Raw genomic sequence first — 10,267 nt, forward strand, 5'->3', positions numbered from 1 at the left:
CGTAGGTGGTCGGTCCGACGAATCATCTCTCAGTCGGGATTCGCAAACAGGGCTGTGGGGGCATCGGCCCCACAGAGCGCCAGCTCCTCGAACTCCGTGACGGCGTCGATCTCGGTCCCCATCGACACGTTGGTGACGCGCTCGAGGATGACCTCGACGACGACCGGCACCCGGAACTCGACGATCATCTTCTTGGCCTGCTCGAGCGCGGGCAGGATCTCCTCGGGGTCGAAGACGCGAATCGCTCTGCAGCCCAGTCCTTCTGCGACCTTGACGTGGTCGACGCCGTAGCCGCCGACCTCGGGTGAGTTGATGTTGTCGAAGGACAGCTGCACGTGGAAGTCCATGTCGAAGGCGCGCTGCGACTGACGGATGAGGCCGAGGTAGGCGTTGTTGACCAGGACATGTATGTAGGGGATGTGGAACTGCGCCCCCACGGCCAGCTCCTCGATCATGAACTGGAAGTCGTAGTCGCCGGAGATCGCGACCACCGTCGCCTCGGGGTCGGCCACAGCCACCCCGAGCGTCGCCGGCACGGTCCAGCCGAGGGGGCCGGCCTGGCCGGCGTTGATCCAGTGCCGGGGCCTGTGCACGTGCAGAAGCTGGGCCGCCTGGATCTGGGAGAGGCCGATGGTGCTGACGTATCGGGTGTCGGGCCCGAAGGCACGGTTCATCTCCTGGTAGACACGCTGCGGCTTGATCGGCGTCACGTCGAAGCTGGTCCTGCGCAACATCGTCCGCTTCCGCTCGCGGCAGGACTCGGCCCACTGCTCACGGTCGGCGAGCTGTCCGGCATACCGGCGTTCGCGGGCGATCTCGACGAAGAGCTGCAGGGCCGCCTTCGCGTCGGAGGTGATGCCAAAGTCCGGGGCGAACACCCGGCCGATCTGGGTCGGCTCGATGTCGACGTGGACGAAGGTGCGGCCACGGGTGTAGGTCGCCACGCCCCCGGTGTGCCGGTTGGCCCAGCGGTTGCCGATGCCGAGGACGAAGTCGGACTCGAGCATCGTGCTGTTGCCGTAACGGTGCGAGGTCTGCAGCCCGACCATCCCGGCGTTGAGGGCGTGGTCGTCGGGGATCGCACCCCAGGCCATCAGGGTCGGCACGACCGGCACCCCGGTGAGCTCGGCCAGCTCGACCAGCAGGTCGCAGGCGTCGGCACTGACCACGCCGCCACCGGCGACGATGAGCGGACGCTCGGAGGCCTGGAGCAGGTCCAGCGCCTTGGCGACCTGGGCCCGGGTGGCGCTCGGCTTCCAGGCCGGCAGGGGCTCGTAGGTCTCGACGTCGAACTCGATCTCGGCCAGCTGCACGTCGATCGGCAGGTCGATGAGCACCGGCCCGGGGCGCCCGGATCGCATGAGGTGGAACGCTTTCTGGAAGGTGCCCGGCACCTGTGCCGCCTCGAGCACGGTCACGGCCATCTTGGTCAACGGCCGCGCGATCGAGGCGATGTCGACCGCCTGGAAGTCCTCCTTGTGCAGCTTGGCCACCGGTGCCTGACCGGTGATGCAGAGGATCGGGATGGAGTCCGCGCTCGCGGAGTAGAGGCCGGTGATCATGTCCGTGCCGGCCGGGCCGCTCGTCCCGATGCAGACACCGATGTTGCCGGCCGTGGCGCGCGTGTAGCCCTCCGCCATGTGGGACGCGCCCTCGACGTGTCGCGCGAGGATGTGGGTGAGCCCGCCGTCCAGCTGCATCGCCCGGTAGAACGGGTTGATCGCGGCGCCGGGAAGCCCGAACAGGTGGGTCACACCCTCCTTCCGGAGGATCTGCACCGCGGCCTGGGCGGCTGTCATGCGTGTCATGTCGTGAGCTCCTGCGTCGTTGCCGGAAGGGGATGATCGAAGGGTCCGAGGAAGAACGAACTGCGGTGTCGCGTATGCCGGATCAGACGTCAGACCGTGAGGTGTCGGCGGGAGTGCGACCGGACAGGCGCTCCACCCCGCGCAGCAGCGCCGAGTGGTCGAGACCACCGTCGCCCTGGGCGCGGAGGGAGGCCATCAGCTGTGCGACGACCGCGCCGAGGGGGATGACGACGCGGCCTCGCGCGCCGCGGAGACGACGATGCCGAGGTCCTTGTGGTGGAGGTCGATCCGGAAGCCCGGCGCGAACGACCGGGTCAGCAGGTTGTGCTTCTTCTGCTCGAGCACCGCCGAGCCGGCGAGCCCGCCGCCGAGCACCTCGAGGGCGGCTGCGGTGTCGACGCCGTGGGCCTCCAGGAAGACGACGGCCTCAGCGAGAACCTCGATGTTGGCGGCGACGACGAGCTGGTTGGCGGCCTTCACGGTCTGACCGCACCCACTCGGTCCGACGTGCACGACCGTCTTGCCGACCGCCTCGAAAACCGTTGCGGCGGCGAGGAAGTCGGCTGCGGATCCGCCGACCATGATCGACAGCGTGGCACTCTTCGCGCCGGTCTCGCCACCGGAGACCGGAGCGTCGAGCAGCCGGAGGCCCGCCTCCCTCGCTCGGGCGGCGAGCTCGATGGTGACGTCGGGGCGGATGCTCGAGAAGTCGATGACGAGGGCGCCCCGCCGGGCGTGGGCGAAGACGCCGTCCTCCCCCTCGAGGACGGCCTGCACGTCGGGCGAGTCCGGCACCATGAGCGCGACGACGTCGGCCCGCTGGACCGCCTCCGCGATCGAGTCCGCGGCTCGCCCGCCGGCGGCCTCGAGGGGGCCGGTCTTCCCTGGATGACGGTTGAATCCGACGACGTCGAACCCCGCCTCGGCGAGGTGCACGGACATGGGGCTGCCCATGATGCCGAGCCCGATGAAGGCGATGGTGGTCGTCACGGTTCTCCTCTGGGGTCAGGGGGTCAGGGGACACCGCAACTCCCACTTGTTGCGGTGAAAGCTGCGTTCCTGCCTTCAGGACAGCGGAATTCGCGGATCTCGCCGCAACACGTCGAGGTGTTTGGCGGGTCAGGGGGTGGGGGCGCCGCGACGGTCGACCGGGAGCCAGGCGAGGCTCTCGATCGTCGTGGTCGTGGGCTTGTACTCGAGGCCGACCCAGCCGGCATACCCGAGGTCCTGCAGCGCGCGGAGATGACGGTCGAGGTCGATGGCGCCGCTGCCGGGCGCGCCGCGGCCGGGCGCGTCGGCGATCTGGACGTGGCCGGTGACCGCGGCAGACGCGGCGATCGCGGCGTCGAGGTCGTCGCCGTTGCTGGCCAGGTGATAGAGGTCGAGCAGGAAGTCGATGTCGGTATGCCCGTCGGCTCGGACCCGCTCGACGACCGCGACACTGTCGGCGGCCGTGCGCAGGGGGTAGGGCTTGGGACCGCTGACCGACTCGACGAGGACGGTGGCACCGATACGGCGGGCAGCGTCGGCGGCCATACCGAGGTTCTCGGCTGCCAGGTCGTCCTGCTCCGCGGAGCTCACCTCGTCGACCCGGTTGCCGTAGAGGGCGTTGAAGACGGATGCTCCGAGCTGCTCACCGATCCCGATGGTCACGGCGACGTTGTCGCGGAACTCCTGCGACCGCGAGGGGACGGAGAGGACGCCGCAGTCGGGGCCAGTGAGGTCGCCGCCGAAGAAGTTGAGACCGATCAGCCGGACCCCGGCGTCGCGGACGGCCGAGACGAAGGCGTCGACCGAGGGATCGGCCGGGACCGACTGGTCCGGCCACGGCCACCAGAGCTCGATCGCGTCGAAGCCGGCCGCCTTCGCCGCGCCCGGGCGCTCGAGCAGCGGCAGCTCGGTGAACAGCATCGAGCAGTTGGCGGCGAAGCGCAGCGAGTGGGTCGGGGCCACCGCGGGCGTCGAGGTCATGGTCCATCCTCACTTTCGCTATACGGAATTAGATTTCCGTATGTCGACAGACTAGGGAGGAGGCTCCGGTCACGTCAAGACCCTTTCAACATCTTGTTGAATATATCCGGGGAACCCCGGGACGAGCCCGCTCAGTTCGGGCTCAGCCCACCCGCCGAGGGTGGGCCAATGCCCGGACACCCGCGGCATCGACGTCGATGCGGTCCATCACCTCGTCCTCCGTCACGGCGCCGCAGTCCAGTCCTCGGGCCACGAACCAGGCCAGGGCCCGGGCGGTCGCGGGCTCGTCGAGGAATCCCGAGTCGTCGCGGCGCAGGTAGGCACGAAGTCGGGTTGCTGACGCGGGAAACCCGTTGCGGTAGAACGCAAAGGTTGCAGCATACCGGGTGGGGAGCTGCAGGGGGTGGAGGTCCCAGCCCTGGTAGAACCCCCGGTCGAGCGAGCGTCGGACGAGCCGTGCGTGCAGCCGCCACGCGGCCCGGACCGCCTCGGGGGCGCCGACGGGGACGACGTTGGTCGAGCCGTCGGACAGCCGGACCCCCCTGCCGGCTGCGGCCACCTGCATGACGGCCTTGGCGTGATCGGCCGCCGGGTGCTCCATGCTCTGCCGGCCGGCGGAGATGCCGAGCGACGCCGAGTAGTCGTAGGTGCCGTAGTGCAGCCCGGTGCAGCGACCGTCGGCGGCTCCGATCAGCTGAGCCACCCCGGCCGAGCCGTCGGCCAGCAGGATCGACTGCGGGGTCTCGACCTGGATCTCGAAGCGCATCGCGCCCACCCCGAGCCCGTGGGTCCGCTCGAGGTGGTCGCAGGTCGTCACCATGGCGGCGACCTGCTCGACCGCTGTCACCTTGGGAAGGGTGACGACGAACCCGATTGGTAGCGAACCACCCTGGGCGATCCCCCCGACGAAGCGGTCGAGCGTCCGCAGCCCGCGTCGACGGGTCGGTGACTCGAACGACTTGAACCGGATGCCGAGGAACGGAGGCGCTGTCCCGCTCGCCACGGCAGCCGCCAGCGCGGCGACCGCGACGTCGACCGCCTCGTCCTCGGCCCGGTCACCACGGTCGCCGAAGCCGTCCTCGAAGTCGATGCGCAGGTCCTCGATCGGCTCCGCGGCAAGCTTGGCGCGGACCAGCGGAAGCACCTCTTCGGCGAGGGCCGGGTCGAGGTCGGCCACCTCGGCCAGGGCAGGCCCGTCGATGCCGTGCTCGTCCAGCGCAGCCAGGGCCCGGGCGCCCCACTGCCGCGGCAGATCGCTCGTCCAGTGGTCGGCCGGGACGTAGACGGTGTGGACCGGCTGTCGGCTGCCGTCATCGCCCGGATAGCGGGTCAGCAGGTCGGCGTCCGAGGCGGCGAGATCGGCGTCGAGGCGGGCCATCAGCTCCCCCAGCCCGCCGGCCGGTTGGCCTGTGCTGCCGACCGGCTCGGCGTGGTCCCGGTCCGGGGCGGCCGGGGAGATGGACTCGTTCAACGACCGGTCTCCTGGCGGCCGGCGGCGTCGCCGGTCGGACCACCCGTGGACGTGATCCGGCCCTCGACGGCGGCCCGGACCGCAGCGGCCACCGCCGGGGCGACCGAGCTGTCGAAGACGCTCGGGACGATGAAGCTCGGGTTGAGCGCGTCGGGGTGCATCGGCGATGGCCCGTGCTGCGGCGATCATCATCTCGTCGGTGATCTCGTGGACGTTGGCGTCGAGCAGCCCGCGGAAGAAGCCGGGGAAGGCCAGGACGTTGTTGATCTGGTTGGGATAGTCGGAGCGTCCGGTCGCGACGATGCTCGCGTGCTTGCCCGCCTCGACCGGGTCGACCTCGGGGTCAGGGTTCGCCAGGGCGAACACGACCGCCCGGTCGGCCATCGTCGCGATGTCGTTGCCGGACAACAGGTTCGGTGCCGAGACACCGACGAAGACGTCGGCCCCGGCGACGGCGTCGACGAGCGACCCGCGTCGCCCCTGGCGGTTGGTGTGCTCCGCGATCCAGCGCCGCGAGTCCTCCATGCCTGCCCGATCGGGGTCGACGATCCCCCGGCGGTCGCAGGCGATGATGTCGCCGGCGCCCTGGTCGAGGAGCAGCCGGATGATCGCGTGGCCCGCCGCGCCGACCCCGGAGACGACGATGGTCACGTCCTCGAGAGCCTTGCCGACGACGCGCAGCGCGTTGGTGAGGGCGGCGAGCACCACGATCGCCGTGCCGTGCTGGTCGTCGTGGAAGACGGGGATGTCGAGCACGGCGCGCAGCCGGGCCTCGATCTCGAAGCAGCGCGGCGCCGAGATGTCCTCGAGGTTGATGCCCCCGTAGACCGGCGCGATGGCCTTGACGATCATCACGATCTCGTCGACGTCCTGCGTGTCCAGGCAGACCGGCCACGCATCGACCCCGGCGAAGGTCTTGAACAGCGCGGCCTTGCCCTCCATGACCGGAAGCGCGGCGGCCGGGCCGATGTTGCCGAGCCCGAGCACGGCCGACCCGTCGGTGACGACGGCGACGGTGTTGCGCTTGATGGTCAGCCGTCGGGCGTCCTCGGGGTGCTCGGCGATGGCGAGGCAGACTCGGGCGACGCCGGGGGTGTAGGCCCGAGAGAGGTCGTCGCGGTGCTTGAGCGCGACCGTCGGCACCACCTCGAGCTTGCCGCCGAGGTGGATGAGGAAGGTCCGGTCGCTGACCTTGCCCACGGACACCCCCGGCAGCTCGGCCAGGGCGTCGGTGATGCGGGTGGCGTGGTCGGCGTCGGAAGCGTTGCACGTGACGTCGATGACGACCCGGTCGCCCTGGCTCTCGACGACGTCGAGCGCGGTGAGGACACCACCCTTCGCGCTGATCGCCGTGGCCAGCCCGGCGGTGGAATCCACCCCGGTCGGGGTCTCCACCCGGATGGTGATCGAGTGGCCCGGACCGGGTGTCGCCATGCCTTACCTCCTGGTGTCACGATGCGCGGCGGAGGCGTCATTGCTTCTGCCAGACGGATAATACTTTTCACAATTCGAAAGTCAAGCCGGACTGATCGCGTCCGCTCGCCCCATCCTCCATCTACACTCCGGCATACGGAAGTGGAAAGGGGACACGTGTCCACCTCAGCAGAGCAGTCCTCGCCCGACGCCGCCCCGAGCCCGGCCCGTCCCGGCGGCGTCCAGTCTCTCGGCCGCGCCTTCGAGATCCTCGAGAAGATGGCCGATGCCGGCGGCACCGTCGGGCTCTCCCAGCTCGCGACCGACGTCGGCCTCCCGCTGCCGACCATCCACCGGCTCGTGCGCACCCTCGTCGACCTCGGTTACGTGCGGCAGGAGCGGTCGCGGCGATACACCCTGGGGCCCAAGCTGATCCGCCTCGGTGAGACGAGCTCGCGGATGCTGCGCACCTGGGCCCAGCCCTACCTCACGCAGCTCGTCGACTCGGTCGGTGAGTCCGCCAACCTGGCCATGCTCGACCACGACGAGATCGTCTACGTCGGCCAGGTCCAGTCGCAGCACTCGATGCGGATGTTCACCGAGGTCGGTCGGCGCGTTCACCCGCACTGCACCGCAGTGGGCAAAGCGATCCTGGCGCTCGAGTCGGAGACGCGGGTGCGGGGACTGCTGTCGCGCACCGGCATGGAGGCGCACACCGTGCACACGATCACCGACCCCGACGTCTTCCTCGCCGAGCTCGCGCGGGTGCGCGCGCAGGGGTATGCCGTGGACGACGGCGAGCAGGAGATCGGCGTGCGCTGCGTCGCGGTCGTGGTGCCGGACGCCCCGGCGCCGGTCGCGTTGTCGGTCTCGGGGCCGAGCGGTCGGATGACGACGGAGCTCGTGACCGGGGCCGCCCCCCTGCTGAGGGACGCCGCCGTGCGGTTCTCGCGCGACCTCCGGACCGGGACGGCGGCCCGGGCCTGAGCCCGGACGCAAGCGGTTGGGCTCTCGGCCTCAGGTCCTCGGCTCGAGCAGGACGAGCGGGATCTCGCGCTCCGTGCGCTTCTGGTAGCCCGCGTAGTTCGGATGCCGTTCGGTGATCTCCGGCCACAGGATCGCGCGCTCCCTGGCGGTCGCGACCCGCGCCGTCATCGGCTCCTTCGGCCCGCCCTGGAGCGAGACCTCGACGTCCGGCTCCGCCCGCAGGTTGACGAACCACGCCGGGTGCGTGTCGTCGCCGCCGCGGGAGGCCACCACGACGAGGTGCCCGTCGTGGGTCAACGGCGAGGTCAGCATCACCGACCGCGGCTGCCCGCTCCGACGCCCGACGGTGGTGAGCTCGAGCACCGGCATCCCCATGGCCTCGTAGCCGACCCGACCGCCGGTGACCTGCAGCACCAGCCGGTGGACGCCGTTCATCGCCTTGAGCATCAGGTCGTGGGGCATGGGCCTGAGTCTACGAACTCCAACGTCCGCGCCGAGGGGACACCGGTGTCGCGTTCGCGCGGACGCAAGAGCCTGAGCCGGTATGCCGCGTGCTCACCCCAGCAGCTCGGCATACCACCCGGCGACGCGCGCCGGGTCGTGGGCGAGCGCGACCGTGTGGATTGCGAGCTCGGCCGTGCTCACACCCGGGACGTCGCTGTCGCGCCACCCCGGATTCATCTGGACGTGCTCGCGCTCGATGAGCCGGATGCCGCGCTCGATCAGGACGTCGCGCCCGACCCGGGCGTAGACCTCGAAGGTGTTGGTGTGCGGCGGGTCGGGGTGGACGTCGAACCCGTACCGGACGAGCCCCGCGGCGAGCTCCCGGGCCCACGCGACACACTCCCCCAACCGGGGCAGCTCGTCGCGCAGCCCGACGAGGCCGGACACGGCATACGGCGTCAGGTGGAAGAGGGTCCCGCCCATCCGCGTGCGCCACAGGCGGATCTCGTCGACGACGTCGGTGTCGGCGACGACGACCGCGCCGGCCAGGCCGCCGAGGCCCTTGTAGAACGAGACGTAGACCGAGTCGGCGAGGGCGGCGATCTCGGGCAGCGGCCGGTCCCAGAAGGGTTGGGACTCCCAGAGCCGTGCTCCGTCGACGTGGAGCGGCACCCCGAGGTCACGCGCCGCGGCACTGAGATCGGTGAGCTCCTCCCACGACGGCAGGAGGCAGCCGGCGTCACGCAGGGGGAGCTCGACCTGGACGGCACCGAGGCCCTCGGGCAGCGCCCGCAGGTCGGCCGCCGTCGCGACCCGTCGACCCTGGGTCAGCCACTCGAAGCGGAACCCCTGCAGCAGCCGCGGCCCGTCACCCTCGTGGCTCAGCTGGTGGGCCAGGTCGGGGATGGCCACCCGCATCGACCCCATCCGTTCGCACCAGACACGCAGGGTCGCCTGCTGCGCCATGATCCCGCTGGGGAAGAGGACCGCGGCGGGCTTGCCGAGCAGCTCGGCGACCTGCCCCTCGAGCATCGCCACCGGTCCGCCCTCGCCGTAGACGTCCCACTCGTCGACCCCCAGCTCGTCGCAGGCGGTGGCGAGCCGGGCGAGCCTCTCACCAGGGGTGACTCGATCGCGCCAGAGAGAGGACCTGCTCGCCCGCGCCGCTGCAGCGAAGCGCTCGTCGACGTCGGGCACGGCATCGCACGCGTCATCACCGCTCATGCGGGCGAGTCCTCGAGAAACATGGCACCACTCTGCCGCATGTCGCTCGGACCCGTCGTCGGTCACGCGTGCAGGTCGATGCCCTTCATCGTCTTGTCCACCGCGTTGCGGGGGCCCCGGAGGGCGATCCCCACGAGGTCCAGGTCGTCGCGCCGCACCGCCCGGACCGCGGCCCGGTTGTCCCGGTCGTTGCCCGTGCCGAACAGGTCTCGCGTGTAGATGGCCATCGCGAAGCCCCTCCGGAGCCCCGCGGTGTGGATCGCGGTCAGCTGGGCACTCGACCCGGAGAACACGAGGACGGGTTGCCGGATCATCGCGAGGTATGCCGTGTCGTCACCGTCGAGGTAGGGCTCACCGATGAGGTCGGGGTCGGACCCGGCGATACCGCTCACGACGAACGCCGTGACGTTGAGGGCCTGCCAGACGGCGAGGTCCTCGAGGAGGATGACAGCGATCTCGGTGTCGAAACGGACCGGGGCGTCGGGCGAAGTGGTCGGTGGGGTGGGGTTCGGGTCGGTCGGTGTGGTGAGGTGGGGGACGTCGGCGAGGTCGGGCACACGCCCATCCTGGCGACCACACCCACCCCCGGTCTTGTACGTTCCTGTCGTCCGAGACCCGCGTCACGAAGACGGAGGCACTGTGCGCCGAGGCACCGACGTGGTGCGGGCCTGGCGACCGGACGTCCCCGACGTGGTCGAGGTACTGCACGCGCGGTTCGCTGCTCACACCTACCCCGCCCACACCCACGAGCACTGGACGCTGCTCCTCGTCGATGCGGGCACGGTCCTCTACGACCTCGAACGGACGCACCGCGACGCCGACCGGGCGGTGGTGACGATCCTGCCACCGCAGGTGGCCCACGACGGTCGGGCGGAGACGCGGCTCGCCGCCGTGCGCGAGCGCGTCATCGACCACCTCGTGCCGAGCGCACCGACCCGTCCGAGCGGGC

8 protein-coding genes and 2 pseudogenes are annotated in these 10,267 nt (G+C 70.6%); 2 read left to right on the forward strand and 8 right to left on the reverse strand.

All coding sequences use genetic code 11. The features are described from left to right. Positions 1–29: 29 nt before the first annotated feature. The 5 genes and pseudogenes from gcl to Q0R63_RS16535 all read right to left on the reverse strand — a co-directional run bounded on the left by gcl (position 30) and on the right by Q0R63_RS16535 (position 6,684). A complete protein-coding gene (gene gcl / locus Q0R63_RS16515) occupies positions 30–1,808 on the reverse strand; it encodes a glyoxylate carboligase (protein WP_295699633.1) in 1,779 nt (592 codons plus the stop codon). Between the two features lie 82 nt (positions 1,809–1,890). Then, positions 1,891–2,762, reverse strand: a pseudogene (locus Q0R63_RS16520) (2-hydroxy-3-oxopropionate reductase). A 165-nt stretch (positions 2,763–2,927) separates the two neighbouring features. Then, complete coding sequence (locus Q0R63_RS16525; RefSeq protein WP_366521155.1) at positions 2,928–3,779, reverse strand: TIM barrel protein; 852 nt, start codon at positions 3,777–3,779, stop codon at positions 2,928–2,930. 142 nt (positions 3,780–3,921) lie between these two features. Beyond that, positions 3,922–5,157 (reverse strand): aldolase/citrate lyase family protein, encoded by a 1,236-nt coding sequence (locus Q0R63_RS16530; protein WP_295699654.1) that lies wholly within the window; start codon positions 5,155–5,157, stop codon positions 3,922–3,924. An 89-nt stretch (positions 5,158–5,246) separates the two neighbouring features. Next, a pseudogene (locus Q0R63_RS16535) lies at positions 5,247–6,684 on the reverse strand (NAD-dependent malic enzyme). Positions 6,685–6,840: 156 nt separating this feature from the next. On the opposite strand from Q0R63_RS16535, the gene Q0R63_RS16540 reads away from it, so the two are divergent. After that, positions 6,841–7,650, forward strand: coding sequence for an IclR family transcriptional regulator (locus Q0R63_RS16540; protein ID WP_295699635.1), 810 nt, complete (start codon positions 6,841–6,843; stop codon positions 7,648–7,650). Between the two features lie 30 nt (positions 7,651–7,680). Here the strand turns inward: Q0R63_RS16540 and Q0R63_RS16545 are convergent, their stop codons facing one another. From Q0R63_RS16545 to Q0R63_RS16555, 3 genes are all read right to left on the reverse strand, one after another. Beyond that, entirely contained in the window at positions 7,681–8,112 is a 432-nt protein-coding gene (locus tag Q0R63_RS16545) for a nitroreductase/quinone reductase family protein (protein WP_295699637.1), read from the reverse strand. A 93-nt stretch (positions 8,113–8,205) separates the two neighbouring features. Continuing rightward, entirely contained in the window at positions 8,206–9,318 is a 1,113-nt protein-coding gene (locus Q0R63_RS16550; protein ID WP_295699639.1) for a beta-eliminating lyase-related protein, read from the reverse strand. A 62-nt stretch (positions 9,319–9,380) separates the two neighbouring features. Further along, positions 9,381–9,875 (reverse strand): DUF2000 domain-containing protein, encoded by a 495-nt coding sequence (locus tag Q0R63_RS16555; protein ID WP_295699642.1) that lies wholly within the window; start codon positions 9,873–9,875, stop codon positions 9,381–9,383. A gap of 82 nt (positions 9,876–9,957) precedes the next feature. On the opposite strand from Q0R63_RS16555, the gene Q0R63_RS16560 reads away from it, so the two are divergent. Continuing rightward, positions 9,958–10,267: AraC family ligand binding domain-containing protein (locus Q0R63_RS16560; protein WP_295699645.1), on the forward strand; the 310-nt coding region annotated here is incomplete at its 3' end.

Origin of the sequence: Lapillicoccus sp. (assembly GCF_025353065.1) — a bacterium.
In the GTDB taxonomy this organism is placed as follows: Bacteria; Actinomycetota; Actinomycetes; order Actinomycetales; family Dermatophilaceae; genus Lapillicoccus.

Excerpts from the sequence above, each read along its gene's own strand:
- Q0R63_RS16530 (WP_295699654.1), bottom strand. The coding sequence starts at position 5,157 with ATGGCCCGCCTCGACGCCGATCTCGCCGCCTCGGACGCCGACCTGCTG.
- Q0R63_RS16545 (WP_295699637.1), bottom strand. The coding sequence starts at position 8,112 with ATGCCCCACGACCTGATGCTCAAGGCGATGAACGGCGTCCACCGGCTG.
- gcl (WP_295699633.1), bottom strand. The coding sequence starts at position 1,808 with ATGACACGCATGACAGCCGCCCAGGCCGCGGTGCAGATCCTCCGGAAG.
- Q0R63_RS16525 (WP_366521155.1), bottom strand. The coding sequence starts at position 3,779 with ATGACCTCGACGCCCGCGGTGGCCCCGACCCACTCGCTGCGCTTCGCC.
- Q0R63_RS16550 (WP_295699639.1), bottom strand. The coding sequence starts at position 9,318 with ATGAGCGGTGATGACGCGTGCGATGCCGTGCCCGACGTCGACGAGCGC.